Raw genomic sequence first — 15,404 nt, forward strand, 5'->3', positions numbered from 1 at the left:
TTAGCAGTCTCGCAATGGTTGCTGTCTCCACTCTCACTGTGTTGGCGACGGGCTGCGCAGATAAGCCGGGGGAAGACAGGCCCGGCATCACCATCCTTAACGGCGTGGACGGGAACGTCTCCGTCTCCGCCGTGGACCCCCCTCCGACACCGGCGCCGACAATCGGACCGCCCCAAATCTACTTCCTGGAGACGGATGTTCAGCCGCAAGCCAACATCGCGCTGGACGTTCGGGACATGCTGGCGATCGTGGCGCCGGCGGCCGGCGGCGGGGCGGTAGACTGGGCGGCGGTTGCGGCGATCTACGAGAACGGCCGCTATTCCAAAACGGTGGCCAGCGCATTGCGCTCGCTCAGCGGCATGGCGATGGCCACCCACCCGTCCGCGCACGCGGCAATCGACGCCGCGCTCAAAGGCACCGGGGCGAGCGCAGGCGCATCCGACATCGCCCGTGTGGAGGCCGTGCGGGCGGGGACGCTCGCCGTTGTGCGTGCGCAGGTATTAACCGAGTTGGCCGCAGCGAGAGCGAGGCTCGCGGATGGGAAGGGGAGCGAGGCAGTTGCGGCGGTGGACGCCGCCTGGGCCTTCTACGCCGGCGCGACCGATGAAACAGGCGGCAGGCCGTTCCTCCTACTTGCCATGTCCAGACGTGGCCAACCCCAAAGCCAGTTGGACGACTCTATTCAGAAGGCCATGGCAGGCATGCAGGGCGCCGCCAAGCGTGGCGATCTGGCGGCTTTTGACCGGGCGCATGCGGACGCGTTGAATGGCCTGGGCGAAGTCCTTTAGCCCCGCCCGGCTCAGATCACTCGCCGCGCCGGCGATGTTCGCCCTGCTGGTTGCGGCATATGCGTTCTCTGTGGACATCCGCGCCTCCCGCGGGGCGACGATAACGGGCGACGAGCCGTTCTACCTCATCACGACCCAGAGCCTCCTGGAGGACGGCGACCTGGACCTGGCCAACCAGTACGAATCGCGGTCGTACGCCTCTTTCTTCGACCACAAGGACGGACTGTGGAGGCAGTCCGTGCCGGACGGGGACGGGCGAATCCTCAGCCCACACAATATCGGCCTGTCCGTGTACCTGCTCCCCGGATTCGCGCTGGCTGGCAGGCTGGGCGCGCAGGTACAGCTCCTGCTCACGGCGGCGCTGCTGTTTGCGCTTGCTTACGTTTTCACAGCCCGTGTCACAGGCGCTGCGTTGCTGAGCTGGCTGGCCACGCTGGCTGTTGCGCTGTGCGCCACTCCGTTCGTCTACGCGACAGAGATATACCCGGAGATCCCGGCGGCGCTGGCACTCATCGCGGCGCTGCTCCTGGTTCCGCTGCGTGGCCGCGCCGGAGCCGGTAGGGCGCTCCTGTTCGTCCTGGCAGTCTTGGCGCTGCCGTGGCTCGGAGTGAAGTACTTCCCGCTGGGACTTATCGCAACCGCGTGCTTTCTCTGGCGCGCGACGTGGTCGGGCAGGGCGGCGCTCGCCGGTGGGGGGCTGGCGCTGGGCCTGCACTACGTCTGGTTCCACCTCCACACCTACGGCGGCCTCACGCCCTACAACGTGAACATGGTCTACGCGGGCGAGGGCGTCGCGCAGCTTCTGGACAGCCATGTGGCGTTCGGGACACGCTTCTACCGGCTCTGGGGCATCCTCATAGACGAGCGCTTCGGCCTGGGGCGCTGGTCGCCTTTTCTGCTGCTGGCGATTCCCGGGGCGGTGCTTGCGATGTCCCGCGACACTATGAGCAGGCTCGTTGCAGCACTGATCGGGGCGCAGCTCCTGATCGCCACTTTTGTCGTCATAACCATGATGGGCTGGTGGTTCCCGGGCAGGACGATGGCGACCGTAGTCCCGCTGTTTGCCGTTCCGATCGTCCTGTACCTCAAGGAGGGCAGGGCGTGGGCCAGGGCGCTGGCGGTCGCGCTTGCGGCATACAGCCTGGCCGTTACCGCCTCGCTGGCTTTCTCGGGACATGTCCGGGAAATTGTAGTCGCGGTGGACCCGTTCGAGATGGGTGCGCCGTTCTTCCGCCACCTCAAGCCGCTGTTTCCTGACTACCGGCTCTGGAATGAAGAGACGTACATCGTTACTGCTGCCTGGCTCGCACTGGGAGCGGTTTCAGTTGCTGCTGCCGTATGGGAGGCGCTACGGGAGGGATAGAGGAGAGGGAAAAGCCAAACACAAGTCTTGCAGACAGTATACCGCATGCGGTATACTGCTGGAGGAACGCAGGATGAAGCAGTACCTTGACGAGGCCGGGCGAATTGTCACTTTCACTGACGCGGCGGCCGCCGAGATACCGAAGAAGCACCGGGAGATGACAGGTCTGCTGGACCAGATTCCTGTCGTTCTTGCTTCGCCGGATGCCCGCCGCCCGTCCCGCTGGGACCCGCGGTCAAGGCTTTTCTACCGGTTCTATCCCAATGTGTGGGAAGGCGACAAGTACATCTGCGTAGCTGTGAAGTACCTGCCGGGTGAGGCCTACGTGGTTACGGCCTACGTGGTGAATGAAGTCCCGGACATCCCATGAGGTGGAAAGAAATGGAAACGCAAGAGCGAAGGCAGGTCAGGGTTACCTATGACGCCTTTGGAGACATACTCGAGGTGCTCTGGGAGGATGCTGAAGGGTCGTACGTCGGCACGAACGATGATCGCGTGCTCGCGAGGTTGGACTCTTCCGGAAGGATAATCGGCATGATGGTCCAACACGCCAGCACTGCAATGGACCAGAATGCCATCGACGCTGTGCTCGTTGGCGGTCCCCAGCCGGAGCCTGCCGTGCCGGTGCGCGTCGCCGCTGAGAGGCTCGGCGTCAGCGAGCGCCGCGTGCGCCAGTTGCTTGCGGAAGGGCGGTTCGAAGGCGCGCGGCTTGTTGGGCGGGACTGGATCATCCCCCAACCCATCGCTATCACACCCGCGCGCTATGGCAGGGTCGGAGTCGCCCGGAGAATAGCGGAGTCAAAGGCGCCGTATATCACCGGCAACAATAAGACTACTGAGTGATACAGGAAGACGAAAAGCCCGGCCATTCGGCCGGGTTTTTCCATTAGACGTGGCGCCGGATATGCCTTGGGGATCTGGTCCTCCGGCACTATCGATTTGTCCTGGGGGTAGTAGCCGATCGTCTTGCGGCCGTGGTCCAGGTCGTACAGCGGCCAGTTGCTGTCGGAGGCGCCGTAGACCCTGACATGCTTGCCGCCGTCGTAGCGGATGGCTGCGTCGAATACTGCGGCGCAGTCGCGCGGGCTGAGCATGTGTGGGTGGGTTACCTTCTCTCGGGTCGGGTCCATGTTGCCGATACGCACAGAGACGATGCTCATGCCGTGTTTGGCGGAGTACATGTCGCCCATTGCTTCGCCAAATACCTTCGTGATCGAGTAGTAGCTCTCCGGTCTCGGCAGCGTCTCCGCCGTGCGGGTCATGCTTTGCGGGTAGTACGAGCTCGGGACCACACCGCCCCTGCTGGCAAATGCGATGTGCTTGACCCCAAGCTTGGCCGCCGACTCGTACACGTTGTACGTGCCCTTCATCGATTGGAGGGACGGCTCCCAATCGTGCCCCAGGTATGCCAGGTGCATCACACCGTCCATCCCCTTCATCGCGTTGTAGACCGCGTCCCAGTCCGCTACCCCTCCGATAACGCTGTCCTTGTACATGGGCATAGGGACCACATCCATCCCGCGAAGCTCATGTTTAGTGCCCAGATATTTCGCTATGGTACTTCCGACCTTACCTGCCGCGCCGATGACTAGAACACGCATGTAGAGACTCCTTGGATATTCCATTTTCGGACTGATGGCGTATTCTAGGCCCATGTGTTGTGGACGGCAAGTTGTCGCTCCCCTACAATATCGGCCAGCTACTTTTCGAGGTGCCGACACATGCCGAACCTGCCTCCGATCCCGGACGCGCAGCTTACTGAGCTCCGGGAGATCCCTACCCAGACGATCATCGACGCGCTGTGGGTCAAGAATTGGCCGCAGACTTACATAGAGGGCGCGCGGCCGCTGAAGCCCGGTCAGAAGATGGCAGGCCGCGCCGTGACGCTGCGCTTCGTCCCGCATCGGCCCGACCTGGTCGAGGACAAGCCGAAGGGCGAGCAGTCCGCAGAGTACGTCGCGTTTGAGCTGTGCGGACCCGGCGAGGTGCTTGTTGTCGACGCGATGCGGTGGGGCTACGCCTCCATCGGCGGCGACATCAAGTTCCTGCGCCTGCACCAGCGCAAGGTCGGAGGCCTGGTGACGGACGCCTCCGTCCGCGACAGCGGCACGCTGAAGGGCTACAACTTCCCGGTATTTTCCTACAGCACTACTGCCAAGCAGGGTCCCGCCGATTTCTGGCCGTGGCAGGTGAACGATGCGATCCAGTGCGGCGGCGTCCTGGTGCGCCCCGGCGACGGCATCGTGGGCGATGACGACGGCGTGGTGGTGGTGCCGCGCTCGATGGTAGACACAGTAATCCAGGTCGCGAAGCAGAGGGAGGACGTGGAGCACATCATCAAGCAGCAGCTTGAGATAGAGCAGTGTTCGCCGGGCAAGTACTACCCGTTCAACGAGCGGACGTGGAAGCTATACGAGGAGAAGACGGGCCGCAAGCGGCCGGGGTAAGACGGTAGCTGGTAGTAGGTAGTTGGTGGTTGGCTAACAGCCGAAGACTTGAACACCTAAGCAAGAGACAAAGGCAGGCAAAAGATGGCAACGGCGGTGAATATCTGCGATTTCCCCAATTCCTATGTGCTCTGGCGCGGCGGCGCGCCGATCAACGACAAGCGCAAGCCCGGCCACATGCCGTGGGAGAACTCCGTCCGGGTGCAGATGGATGCGCGGTGCGAGATCACTAACGAGAAGACCGGCAAGACCGAGCACTACGTCCTCATCGCCCCGTGCCGCACGGAGTGGATGTACCGCAACGAGATTCTGTGGCAGAACCCCAACCGCGAGTTCTGCGGCATCTACGGCGAGGGCTGGTCGGTCGCGGGCCACGTGGAGGTGCTGGAGTACGCCGAGGGCCGCCGCGACTTCAAGACGCCGCGCCCGATCAAGGAAGTCTTCATGGAGTTCAGCCTGACGGTCAAGAACCACCAGAAGGTGCAGATGCTCAAGAGCGACGCGGAGGTGATCGAGGCCACGAACAAGGGGCTTCCCATCATCGCGCGCACGGAGATTCTCAACGAGGCAAACGGCCTGAAGGCGATGATGGAGTACCCGATCAAGACGATGAACTACAACGACCACAACGTCCGCATGCAGGTGGACACCGGCCCGCTCTTGTTCGCGGACCTGGAGTCCAACGTCTCGAACAACATCGAGCGCATGAACGTCTCGTTCGTCTGCTACAACAACTACGAGGTCGCGGAGTTCGTCCTCCGCCACTCGCGCAGCGTCACGGACAACACGGGCAAGCAGCACATCTTCGCCGCGTACGACGACATCCGCCGCGTGCCGGTCAAGACCACGTTCTACGTGGCGGGGAAGCTTTAGGAGGAAGGGTTCCGGGTGCCGGGTGTTAGGTGCTGGGTTTCGGATCTAACCCCAGCACCCAGAACCCCTAGTTCTTCAGCGGCTTGCCGTTCTTGAGCACGTAGTCGATGCGCTCCAGCGTCTTCGGCTCAGGGCAGAGGGCCATGAGCGCCCCGCGCTCCAGCTCCAGCACGTCCTCCTCGGACATGTAGCCGCCCGCCGGGCGGTCTCCGCCTGTGAGCACCCGCGCGAGCTTGCCCGCCACCTTCACGTCGTGCTCGGACGCCTTGCCTTGCTCCTGCGCCTGCTTGACCGGCGCGAGCAGCTTCTCGGCCGCGCCGGCGCCCAGGACGCGTATCTGTAGCTGCACAGGCTTCGGTGACAGGGCGGGTCTCTTCGAGCGTATCTCCAGCACCGCCTGCTTCGCTAAGAACAGCAGGTGGTCGGCGTTGGCGCTCTCGCTGTCCGTCGGTCTGAGGAAGCCGAGAGAGCGGGCCTCCGTGGCGCTGCCGGATGTCTTGCCCATGTTGATTGTGGCGAATACCTTCTCTACGGCGTCGTAGGCCGCCTTGTCGGTATTCGCGTCCGCCGCGCTGCCGCCGAGGCCGCCGGGGACCTTCTCCAGCGCGCGGATCAGCATCTCCTTGCACCCGCCGCCTGCCGGGACGATGCCCGCCAGCGTCTCCACCAGGCCCATTGACAGCTCCGTCCCCGCGACCATCCTGTGACCGTGCAGCGATATCTCCGCGCCTCCGCCGAGCGCGAGGCCGAAGGGCGCGGTCACAACGGTCGCCTTGAGCCGCTTGACCGCCAACAGGCCGTACTGGAACCTGCGGATCATGGTGTCGATCTCGTTCCATTCACCCGCGTTGGCGGTATCCAGGACCAGCTTCAGGTTGAAGCCCACCGAGAAGTTCGGCCGCACGTGGCTGCTGATGACGAGGCCCTGGAAGTCATTCTCAACCTTCTGTGCGGCCTTCTCGATCATCTCCAGCATCTCCATGCCGATCGCCTGCTTGGCCGAGTGGAAGTCGAGGAACGCTACGCCGTCGCCGATGTCGAAGAGCGTCGCGCCGGGGTTCTCGATAACCGACCTACCGGCGCGCTTGAGGCCGTCGTACGAGATCTCGCGGGAGCTCTGGGAGACGGGCTTGTACTTGCCCGCCGTGCCGAGCTGCTGTGTCGCGCCGCCCTGGTGCTGGTACAATGTGCCGCCGGTCGCGGCTATCTTCTCCACCCACGTCGGGATGGGCAGGCCGTCGGCCTTCATGCGCTTCGTTGCCTCCGCCACTCCGAGGGCGTCCCACGCCTCGAACGGGCCGAGCTCCCACGCGAAGCCCCACTTCATCGCGCGGTCGATGCTCACGATGTCGTCCGCCACGACGCCGACCATCTTCGCGGAATACGCCATTACGCCCGATAGGGCCTTCCACGCGAGCTGCCCGGCGGGGTCGTTGTAGGAGACGAGCTTCTTGAGGCGTTCGCCGGGGTTGTCGATGCGACGGACGGCGTTCAGCGACTCCGCCTCCAGCTTGCGGCCGGGGCGGTACTCCAGCGTCTTGTGGTCCAGCGTCAGGATGCTGGACTTGCCGCCGTCCGTGGAGCGCTTGAAGAACCCCTGGCCCTTCTTCTCGCCCGCCATCCCCTTCTTAAGCATTTCGCGCATATACTGCGGCACGGCGAACACCTTCTGCTCCCATGGGTCGCCGGTGATCTTGAGCACGTTCTCGCAGACGTCGATCATGACATCGATGCCGATTAGGTCGATGGTGCGGAACGTGGCGGAGCTTGGCCTCGCCGAGGCGGGGCCTGTGACCGCGTCTACATCGTCCGCGCCGAAGCTCAGGTCGTCCATCGCGTGCAGCGCGGCCATGAGGCTGAAAATGCCCACACGGTTGCCGATGAAGTTGGGCACGTCCTTCGCCTTCACGACGCCCTTGCCGAGCGTGTTCTCGGCGAACGCGGACAGGCCGGCGAACACCTGCGGCGAAGTCTCCGCGGTCGGGATGACCTCCAGCAGCTTGAGGTACCGCGGAGGGTTGAAGAAGTGCGCGCCGAGGAATCGAGAGCGCATGTCCTTCGGCAGCGCCTCCGCGATGATCGCGATGCGAATGCCGGAGGTGTTGGTGCTGGCGATGGCAGTAGGCTTGATGTGCTTCGCGGCCTTCGACCAGATCGCCTTCTTGATGTCGAGGTTCTCCGATACGGCCTCAATGACCCAGTCGGCGTCCGCCAGCTTTGCGATGTCGTCGTCGAAATTGCCCGGCGTGATGCGCTCCAGCGACGCCGCGCAGTCCACGGCTGGCGGGCGCATCGTGGAAAGGCGCTCCTTCGCTCCCTTTGCCATCTTGCTGCGGTCGCCATCGGTGGAGGGCAGGTCCAGCAGCAGCGTCCTGATGCCGCGGTTGGCCAGCAGCGCCGCTATCTGTGAGCCCATTGTGCCGGCGCCCAGCACGGCGGCGGACTTGATTTCGATCTGGTTGGTCGTCATTCGGTGAGTTCCTTGAATGAGGGGTACGGCCCCGATTCGAAGACTTCCCGATTCCCAGGGGTCATACGGGATCTGCGACATCGGGGTTCAAAGCAAGGTACAGGGTACGGGGTACTGGTGAGCGAAGGCAAGGGGAGGGGAGGAAGTTGTGAGTTAGGAGTTCAGAGTAGAGAGTTTGAAAGCAAAAAGAAGTGGCCCCGGACAACAGGGGCCACTTCAGATAATACTATGGCTCGGGGAACGATGTCAGGACAAAGCCTCCGCCGCCGGCTTTCTTGCGCACGACGACGACGTTCTTCTTTGTGTCCTTTAGGCGCTTGGCCTTCCTCTCGCGGCCCTTCTTGTCCATGACGTTATGCTCGTCAAGATATCCACCGATGTTGCCGCCGCTGGTGTGGCGGACGGCCTTCGTGGCGTTGGCGGCGACGCTGGGGTCGAAGAGCCAGGTGTTGGTCTCCGATTTGTTGGCCTTCAGGTTGTCGTTCACGGCCGTCTCCGCAGTGGCCTTGTCGGGGTAAGAAGATGCCACATCTATGCCCTGCGCAGTGATTCGGCCGGTGAGGTATTCGTTGCCTTTGCCGACGTGGCGGTCGATCGTGTGCCCGCCGCCGGCCTCCTCGGTATCGAGGTCGACGCCCGGGTCGTCGTTGATCTTTGTGAAGTCGCGCTGGACCGCGCCCGGCTCCGCCTTCGCCTGGGCAATCCGGTTGGCGAGGCGCTGCACGTGCGCATTTCCGTATGTCCGCTGGATGTCCTGCGCGACCGATGCCCGCTGCATGGCCGCGCCTGGCCGGGGCGCGCCTGCGACGGCGAGGGCGGAGGCCTGCCTGTCGAACGTGGCCTCGCTGAAGTCCGTGCCTAACGGCGCTTCAATTCCCACGTCCTGGGCAGGGGCCGCCTCTTTGCCGGTATCCCTTGAAGGGGCGTCGTGCTGTTTGGATTCGTGACGCACACGCGTCTTTCCGCCGTCCCTACCACCTGTGTTGGACATATTTCCCCCCCCTGTTACCGGCGCATAATAGCACAGGCCCGCAACATTGTCGTGCCCGAATTTTGCGCCGCTACGTACGTGTCCCCCTCATTCGAGCAGCCACCGCACGGCGCGCTCGACGAACAGTTTGTTGTCCCCCTCATCAATCAACCCTTTGCCCGGGTAGTCGGTGCCCTTCGTCCCCAGCAGGCCGCAGTTTGCAATGGCGAACAGGCGGCCCTGGCCGACCCCCGGGTCGCCGCGGCGGCCGTCCAGGGCGACTGCGAATGCGCGGGCGTAGGGCGTTTTGCCGGCGACCAGGTCTCCCGCCGTCATAGGGACCCAGGCGACCACCTGGCCTGCGCCGTAGATTACGCTGCCGCACGAGTTGAAGACGATCGTTCTCACAGCGCGCTCACCTGAGCGACCGAGAGTAACAGGATGGTCCTTGACCAGCCTCGCGGGTATATGGGCCAGCCTGTCCGGTATCTTGAAGGAGGAGTTTTCAAAGCCAAGGCCGAACCGTCGCGCGAGGGTGTCGTCCTCTGCGTGGAAGGGAGCGTGAGTCGAGAGGTGAAACAGGCGGCCCCCTGTTTTGACGTACCGCTGGATCGAATCGAGCTCATCCGGGTCAAACGGCGCAGTGCGTATTGGGATAATCAGGAGGTCGCACTCGCTCAGCGCGGCCGGAGTCATACGACCGTCGCTGAAGACCGCTTCGGCGCCGGTGCTCTCCCTCAGTAACTCAAGGAATGTTTTCAGCCTGAGCCCTTTTACATCCGGGTGCTCGGTGTGGGCCTGCACCTGGAAGGTATTCCTGTCTATCACTATCCTCATCTGGTTGCTCCACCTGTGGAATTGTGGCGATTTTAGTTTCCGCGCCGCAACGTTACAATAGGGGCCGCCGCATCGCGACCTGTCAAAGGAGCACCCTGAATGGCATCAACAGTCATGACCGTCAACGGACCGGTCCCCGCCGACAACCTCGGCTTCACAACGCCCCATGAGCACATCTTCCTGGACCTGATGCGGGACAACTGGTCGATGAACAACTTCCTGAACGACCCCGAGTTGGCATACCAGGAGCTGATGCACTTCAAGCGCGCCGGCGGCGTCACGCTCGTCGACCTGACCAGTGGCGGGCTGAAGGAGAACGACCAGCACGTCCTTCCCGTGAAGCACCCGCTTGCCATCAGGGATATGGCGCAGCGCACCGGTCTGAACATCGTTCTCGGGTGCGGCTGGTACCGGGAGACGTACTACCCGCAGTACCTGTGGAGGGCGAAGACCGACCAGATAACAGAGGAGATGGTGCGGGACGTGACGGTCGGCATTGACGGCACGGAGGTGAAGGCGGGTGCCATCGGCGAGATCGGCGCACACTTCACCTGGCTATCTCCTGTAGAAGAGCGCGTCCTCCGGGCCGCCGCGCGGGCGCAGAAGAAGACGGGCGTCGCCTTCGCCACCCACGCCACCCGCGGGCCGGTGGGACTGGACCAGCTCGACATCCTTAAGGAGGAGGGAGCGGACCTGAGCAGGGTGGTCGTTGCGCACTCATGCTCGCACCCGTACCTGGAGTACCAGGTGGAGATTGCCCGCCGCGGCGCTTACATCTCCTTCGATAGCCAGGGCGCTTGGCCCGAGTACGCGCAGGAGGGGCAGCTAAGACTCCTGAAGCAGGTCATCGACGCGGGCCTCATAAAGCACGTTCACCTGTCCCACGACATCTGCTACCGCTCGATGTACCACTCGTACGGCGGGGGCGGCTACGACTTCATCCCTACGAAGCTCTTCCCAGTTCTCAGGAAGATGGGCATCACGGACGAGCAGCTCCACATCATGACGGTGGAAAACCCCAGGAGATGGCTGGCGGGGGAAGGGTAGGGCACTACTTCAGGATATCCGCCAGGATCGTTTTTAACAGGATGTTGGTGACTACGGCGATAGAGATGCTGGTCCCGATCTGAATCAAGAACCGCGCGTCTATGAGAGTCGGAGTTATCGTCTGTAGTTGCTGCATCTGATGAAGCAGGTGCTGGTGGCGCATCAGGCGATGGATGGCTCGGGTGGGCTCTTCCCCTTCGGGCGCTTCCGCGCACGCGTTCAGCGACGCTTTCAGCGACTTCATCTCGGATGCCTTCTGGCGCGCGAGCATCCTGTTGAGGAACAGGTGCGGCAGGAATATGGAGGTGGCGATCACAAGGTAGAAAACAATAAAGCCAACTACTACGTACAGTCGCTGGCTATCCGCGCTGTCCCCGCTGAAAGTGTACTCAAAAATGGACCCAATGCCGAGCGGGAGAACTGCTAACAGCCACGACCAGACGATAAGGTCTTTCACCGGTTGCAGTGTGGCCTTGCCACCGTTGAGCAGAAAACCGTCTTCCAGTCTGGCCTGCTTGCGGAGTTCGCGCGCGGCGAGCGAGAGTCCGACAAGGCTCATTGCGATTACGCCCATAAGAAAGTATGCGGCGACGGCGGACTGGACGGCCATGTTGACCCGCAGGGGGATCTCGTTTGTGTACACAGAGAATGTATCCGCGGGCAAAGGACCCAAAGCAAATGGCAAGACCGAAAAAGACGCCAGAGCAACGCCATACCAGAATGGGAGGGAGAACTTGCGAAGGACGGCGTTGCCTTCCCCGCCTGGCTCGCGTGTGTGGCCTGTTATCTGACTTACCATCGGCGACATTTTCAACGCCAGGCGCGGCAGGGCTGCGAGTGCGATCGAGCCCACAAGGGTGTATGCCGTGTACAGCACCAGCCACTTCTGGACTGCGCCGGCCTCAAAGTTTCCCGCCAGCGCGCCGCACAGGAGTCCGAATGCATAAAGCAGCAGCGCTGGGAGCACGATGAGTATGGCTGCCGTGGGTTTACTTCGGCGGGCAATAAAACTCGACCACCAGAAGGGACTCCATAGCCACCAACTCGTCAGCCCCGATTCTTCCCTTATGGTTCGAGTGTGAAAAGAGCCTATTCGCGCTGATTCAGCCACTTATGCCCAGCTTTCCGAACCGCTTCAGGTGATTACCACGGTTTTGGGGCACAGTATAGGCTGCCAACGGAAATAGCGCAATTAGACTCGCTTATAGGGTAAATAAACTTCCAGCTATATACCTCGTCCCTCCCATTCCGTTGCCGTCGTTCGCCGTGATGTAGTAGGCGGTGAAGATTCGCTCGTCCTCGAACTGGACCGCGATTGGGTAGCCCACGTCCGCGCCGGCAGAGTCGTCGCGCACGATTGCCTCGCCGGACCACGTTTCCCCCTCGTCTTCGCTGACAATCACCCCGATGCCGCACGGTGGCTTACGTCTGCCGAAGATCACTGCGATTCGCCCGTCGCGCAGCCGCTTGGGCCACGGCGAGCGATAGTAGACGCCCCTGGCCCCGGCGGTGGTGCTGGACGGCGCGTTCCATACGGAGCTGCCCCATGCGACGATGGGCTTTGGGACGCTCCAGCTATAGCCGCCGTCGTCCGAGTAGTTCATCTGGATTGCGTGTCGCACGCCGCCGATCTGCAGCATGTAGCACTGTAGCCGTCCGCTGGGAAGCAGCACAAGGCCGGGATAGGTGGGCCGCCCCATACCTGAGGAGTCCTCCGCTACCTTTGCGAGGTACTCCCAGGAGAGGCCGTTGTCATCCGAGCCGTAGAGGGCTACGCCAGGTGGAAAGGAGCCCGAGCCGTAGATGGACATTACGCCGAGAAGAGAGCCGTCGGGGCATTTCACCAGCGGATGCCCGTCGCGGTGGATAGTAACCGCGCCGCCGGTCGCATCCAGGCGGGGAATGCGGTCGAGGCGCACCCTGGTCGGGACCTTTTCCCACGTTCGCCCGCGGTCTCCCGAGCGGAACGCAAAGCATTCAAGCTCGTGGCCGCCGTCCGGGCCGAGGGGACCGGTCGCAGTCCGTGTAAAGTAGACCGCTGAGTCCGGCCCGGCGAGGTCAATTCGCTCGCGCGGCGCCTTGCCGTCCGCCTGACCAACTATCGCACGTTTCTCTTCGAGCGACCTGCCCTCGTCCCAGACGACAACGTTGTTTTCAGCCGGCCAGGTCTCTCCGAAGTCCATGGAGCGCTGCAAGAGGATGTGGGCGCGGCCGGCGTAGCCCTTGTTAAAGGAGTGGCTGACGTCGTACTTGTTGGCATATGCGCTGGTCGCGTGGCTGTGGAGCGCGGCAATTTCGCCGTTGCCGTAATAGAAAATGCCGCTCTGGCGGGGATGGCCACAGCAGTTCTCCTTGCTGTAGCACACTTTGGTGTGACGCAACCCGGAGAGCTTCAGAGGGGTCCTGAACAAGGCGCACCTCGTGGCATACTATCGGGAAATTCCGGCGCCTATCCCTTTGACGAGCCTATGTCCAGGAAAAGCTTGACCGCGTTCTGGATAACCATAGTCTCCGGGATACCGAGTTCCCCGGCGGCCTTCTTGATTTCGTTCGCCATGGGGCCATCAAAAGTAGCCGTGAGGCGGTCCTCTGTGTTCAGCCACTGGGACAGGTCGCGGACTCGGTTGGCCTCAATGCGGCCGGCCATTTCCTGCCTGGGGTTGTTGGAAGGGCCGCGGAACAATAGCACCTTGTCGGCGTCCTTTACGAACCAGTACTTGAACCCTGCAAAGTCCAGAAGGTCGAACTTTTCATTAGACATGGCTGTATCCCCAATTGGTAATCGGAGTATGATTCGTGACAGTATAGCAGCAGGGGCCGCGGTCAATTAGCGGACTCCGGCGCATGTTTTCGGAATTTTGACCGGGCGTTCCAGCAGTTCACTGGGAGTTAGTATGCGACGGCGGTCCACGGCTGAAAGCAGCGTTCGTGATACGATTGATTCTGTACCTAACACCTCCGCACGGAGGCCCCAATGTTCGAGACCCTTTCTGACAAGTTAAACGGCGTCTTCAGCAAGCTGGGCAACAAGGGCCGACTTACTGAGAAGGACGTTGATGAGGCGCTGCGCGAGGTGCGCAAGGCCCTCCTCGAAGCGGACGTCAACTTCAAGGTCGCCCGCGATTTCGTGGCCCGCATCCGAGCGCGCGCCGTGGGCGAAGACGTGCTGACGAGCCTCTCTCCCGGGCAGATGGTGGTGAAGATCACCAATGAAGAGCTCACAAAGATGCTGGGCTCCGAGGTGAGCAAGCTCACGCCCGCGCCCAGGGCCCCTTCGGTCGTGCTCATGGTCGGCCTCAACGGCTCCGGGAAGACGACCACCTCCGCCAAGCTCGCCCGCCTGCTCAAGCAGGGCGGCCAGATGCCCCTACTGATCGCCTGCGATCTCCAGCGCCCGGCAGCTATTCAGCAGCTCGAGACGCTGGGCGGGCAGATCGACGTCGAAGTCTACAAGCGCGCCGGCAACGAGACGACTGTGCAGGTGGCGCGGGACGGCATCAAGCGCGCCGTCGCAAAGGGCGCCGCTTGGGCCATCGTCGATACCGCCGGCCGCTTCCAGATCGACGACGAGCTAATGAAGGAGCTCGAGGCCGTCAAGGCTGCGGTAAACCCCGTCGAGACGATCCTGGTGCTGGACGCCATGACAGGCCAGGAGGCGGTTAACGCCGCGAAGGAGTTCAACACCCGCATCGGCGTAACAGGACTGGTGATGTCCAAGCTGGACGGCGATGCCCGCGGCGGAGCGGCGCTCTCGATCGTGAGCGAGACCGGGGTGCCAATCAAATTCATGGGCATTGGCGAGCGCGTGGAGGCGCTGGAGCCGTTCTACCCGGACCGCCTCGCCTCGCGCATACTCGGCATGGGCGACGTACTGACCTTCATTGAGAAGGCGCAGCAAAACATCGACCAGCAGAAGGCCATGGAGCTTGAAAAGAAGCTCCGCCACAACACCTTCGACCTGGACGACTTTCTCGGCCAGCTCCAGCAGATTAAGAAAATGGGCCCGCTCAGCCAGGTGCTGGACATGGTGCCCGGCTTCTCGGCAATCAAGAAAAAAGTGCCGGACGAGGATTTGAGCGAGAAGCAGATGAAGAAAGTCGAAGCCATTATCTGCTCCATGACGGCCCAGGAGCGCAAGAAGCCGGAGATGATCGACGGTAGCCGCCGCCGTCGGATCGCCCAGGGCAGCGGCACCACGCCCCAGGACGTCAACCAGCTCCTCAACCAGTTCCGCCAAATGCAGAAGATGATGAAGCAAATGTCCTCAGGCAAAGGCATGCGCAACCTCACGCGCATGTTCCAGTAATGCCCGCCTTCCTGTTGCTTGCCGGTAGCGGCTTGCAAATTCTCCGGCGAGTTCCGACTCTCGCTGGCAGGCGATTTCTCGCCGCAGTGTCAAGGGGCAGTGAATCTGTCAGTGTTTAGGGTGCAGTGATTTTGTCAGTACGGTTCGTTTCCATGGGTGGTCTGCAGCCGGCTTATGGGCGGTGGACTTAGCCGGATAGGGACTGAGTCCTCTCGCCCGAGGTTTCGGTTGAATTCCGGTGGGAGACTCCTGCGCTTCGGGTTTTGGCTGCTCACCGAGTGAAGATTGGGGATGAGAAAGGTC

General features: G+C 62.4%; 15 protein-coding genes. 8 read left to right on the forward strand and 7 right to left on the reverse strand.

All coding sequences use genetic code 11. From position 1 onward, the window contains the following. The first annotated feature begins 14 nt into the window (after positions 1-14). The 4 genes from FJ319_08795 (at position 15) to FJ319_08810 (ending at position 2,994) form a co-directional block, all read left to right on the forward strand. A complete protein-coding gene (locus tag FJ319_08795; protein ID MBM3934382.1) occupies positions 15-788 on the forward strand; it encodes a hypothetical protein in 774 nt (257 codons plus the stop codon). Further along, a complete protein-coding gene (locus tag FJ319_08800) occupies positions 766-2,151 on the forward strand; it encodes a hypothetical protein (GenBank protein MBM3934383.1) in 1,386 nt (461 codons plus the stop codon). Before FJ319_08795 ends, FJ319_08800 begins: the two co-directional genes overlap by 23 nt. A gap of 73 nt (positions 2,152-2,224) precedes the next feature. Next, entirely contained in the window at positions 2,225-2,521 is a 297-nt protein-coding gene (locus FJ319_08805; protein MBM3934384.1) for a hypothetical protein, read from the forward strand. After that, positions 2,518-2,994 (forward strand): DUF2283 domain-containing protein, encoded by a 477-nt coding sequence (locus FJ319_08810; GenBank protein MBM3934385.1) that lies wholly within the window; start codon positions 2,518-2,520, stop codon positions 2,992-2,994. Before FJ319_08805 ends, FJ319_08810 begins: the two co-directional genes overlap by 4 nt. Here FJ319_08810 and FJ319_08815 read toward each other — a convergent pair. After that, a complete protein-coding gene (locus FJ319_08815; GenBank protein ID MBM3934386.1) occupies positions 2,913-4,055 on the reverse strand; it encodes an NAD(P)-dependent oxidoreductase in 1,143 nt (380 codons plus the stop codon). The genes FJ319_08810 and FJ319_08815 overlap by 82 nt on opposite strands. On the opposite strand from FJ319_08815, the gene FJ319_08820 reads away from it, so the two are divergent. Together FJ319_08820 and FJ319_08825 are read left to right on the forward strand one after the other, a co-directional pair. Next, a complete protein-coding gene (locus tag FJ319_08820; protein ID MBM3934387.1) occupies positions 3,873-4,598 on the forward strand; it encodes a ribonuclease activity regulator RraA in 726 nt (241 codons plus the stop codon). The two genes, FJ319_08815 and FJ319_08820, sit on opposite strands and share 183 nt — an antisense overlap. Before the next feature lie 84 nt (positions 4,599-4,682). After that, positions 4,683-5,471, forward strand: coding sequence for a hypothetical protein (locus FJ319_08825; GenBank protein MBM3934388.1), 789 nt, complete (start codon positions 4,683-4,685; stop codon positions 5,469-5,471). A 67-nt stretch (positions 5,472-5,538) separates the two neighbouring features. On the opposite strand, the gene FJ319_08830 is transcribed toward FJ319_08825, so the two are convergent. From FJ319_08830 to FJ319_08840, 3 genes are all read right to left on the reverse strand, one after another. Continuing rightward, on the reverse strand, positions 5,539-7,941 hold the full coding sequence (locus FJ319_08830; GenBank protein MBM3934389.1) for a 3-hydroxyacyl-CoA dehydrogenase/enoyl-CoA hydratase family protein: 2,403 nt from the start codon (positions 7,939-7,941) through the stop codon (positions 5,539-5,541). 226 nt (positions 7,942-8,167) lie between these two features. Then, positions 8,168-8,932, reverse strand: a complete 765-nt coding sequence (locus FJ319_08835) for a hypothetical protein (protein ID MBM3934390.1) — start codon at positions 8,930-8,932, stop codon at positions 8,168-8,170. 87 nt (positions 8,933-9,019) lie between these two features. Then, positions 9,020-9,748: a hypothetical protein gene (locus FJ319_08840; GenBank protein ID MBM3934391.1), complete on the reverse strand. Its 729-nt coding sequence runs from the start codon at positions 9,746-9,748 to the stop codon at positions 9,020-9,022. Positions 9,749-9,847: 99 nt separating this feature from the next. Between FJ319_08840 and FJ319_08845 the strand changes: the two genes are divergently transcribed. Next, entirely contained in the window at positions 9,848-10,795 is a 948-nt protein-coding gene (locus FJ319_08845) for a hypothetical protein (GenBank protein ID MBM3934392.1), read from the forward strand. A 4-nt stretch (positions 10,796-10,799) separates the two neighbouring features. Here FJ319_08845 and FJ319_08850 read toward each other — a convergent pair whose 3' ends face one another. From FJ319_08850 to FJ319_08860, 3 genes are all read right to left on the reverse strand, one after another. Continuing rightward, positions 10,800-11,762 carry a hypothetical protein gene (locus tag FJ319_08850; GenBank protein MBM3934393.1) on the reverse strand — a complete coding sequence of 321 codons (963 nt, stop codon included), beginning with the start codon at positions 11,760-11,762 and terminating at the stop codon, positions 10,800-10,802. Positions 11,763-11,997: 235 nt separating this feature from the next. Beyond that, complete coding sequence (locus FJ319_08855) at positions 11,998-13,206, reverse strand: exo-alpha-sialidase (GenBank protein ID MBM3934394.1); 1,209 nt, start codon at positions 13,204-13,206, stop codon at positions 11,998-12,000. 38 nt (positions 13,207-13,244) lie between these two features. Then, positions 13,245-13,556 (reverse strand): hypothetical protein, encoded by a 312-nt coding sequence (locus FJ319_08860; protein MBM3934395.1) that lies wholly within the window; start codon positions 13,554-13,556, stop codon positions 13,245-13,247. 213 nt (positions 13,557-13,769) lie between these two features. On the opposite strand from FJ319_08860, the gene FJ319_08865 reads away from it, so the two are divergent. Then, positions 13,770-15,101 (forward strand): signal recognition particle protein, encoded by a 1,332-nt coding sequence (locus tag FJ319_08865; GenBank protein ID MBM3934396.1) that lies wholly within the window; start codon positions 13,770-13,772, stop codon positions 15,099-15,101. The last annotated feature ends 303 nt before the right edge of the window (positions 15,102-15,404 follow it).

Source organism: SAR202 cluster bacterium, assembly GCA_016872355.1.
Classification (GTDB): Bacteria; Chloroflexota; Dehalococcoidia; order Lucifugimonadales; family VGZY01; genus VGZY01.

Bases quoted from the DNA above. Each gene is read 5' to 3' on its own strand.
- FJ319_08815 (MBM3934386.1), bottom strand. From the start codon at position 4,055: ATGCGGGACGAAGCGCAGCGTCACGGCGCGGCCTGCCATCTTCTGACC.
- FJ319_08820 (MBM3934387.1), top strand. From the start codon at position 3,873: ATGCCGAACCTGCCTCCGATCCCGGACGCGCAGCTTACTGAGCTCCGG.
- FJ319_08835 (MBM3934390.1), bottom strand. From the start codon at position 8,932: ATGTCCAACACAGGTGGTAGGGACGGCGGAAAGACGCGTGTGCGTCAC.
- FJ319_08805 (MBM3934384.1), top strand. From the start codon at position 2,225: ATGAAGCAGTACCTTGACGAGGCCGGGCGAATTGTCACTTTCACTGAC.
- FJ319_08795 (MBM3934382.1), top strand. From the start codon at position 15: ATGGTTGCTGTCTCCACTCTCACTGTGTTGGCGACGGGCTGCGCAGAT.
- FJ319_08840 (MBM3934391.1), bottom strand. From the start codon at position 9,748: ATGAGGATAGTGATAGACAGGAATACCTTCCAGGTGCAGGCCCACACC.
- FJ319_08810 (MBM3934385.1), top strand. From the start codon at position 2,518: ATGAGGTGGAAAGAAATGGAAACGCAAGAGCGAAGGCAGGTCAGGGTT.
- FJ319_08860 (MBM3934395.1), bottom strand. From the start codon at position 13,556: ATGTCTAATGAAAAGTTCGACCTTCTGGACTTTGCAGGGTTCAAGTAC.
- FJ319_08865 (MBM3934396.1), top strand. From the start codon at position 13,770: ATGTTCGAGACCCTTTCTGACAAGTTAAACGGCGTCTTCAGCAAGCTG.
- FJ319_08845 (MBM3934392.1), top strand. From the start codon at position 9,848: ATGGCATCAACAGTCATGACCGTCAACGGACCGGTCCCCGCCGACAAC.
- FJ319_08800 (MBM3934383.1), top strand. From the start codon at position 766: ATGGCCTGGGCGAAGTCCTTTAGCCCCGCCCGGCTCAGATCACTCGCC.
- FJ319_08830 (MBM3934389.1), bottom strand. From the start codon at position 7,941: ATGACGACCAACCAGATCGAAATCAAGTCCGCCGCCGTGCTGGGCGCC.
- FJ319_08825 (MBM3934388.1), top strand. From the start codon at position 4,683: ATGGCAACGGCGGTGAATATCTGCGATTTCCCCAATTCCTATGTGCTC.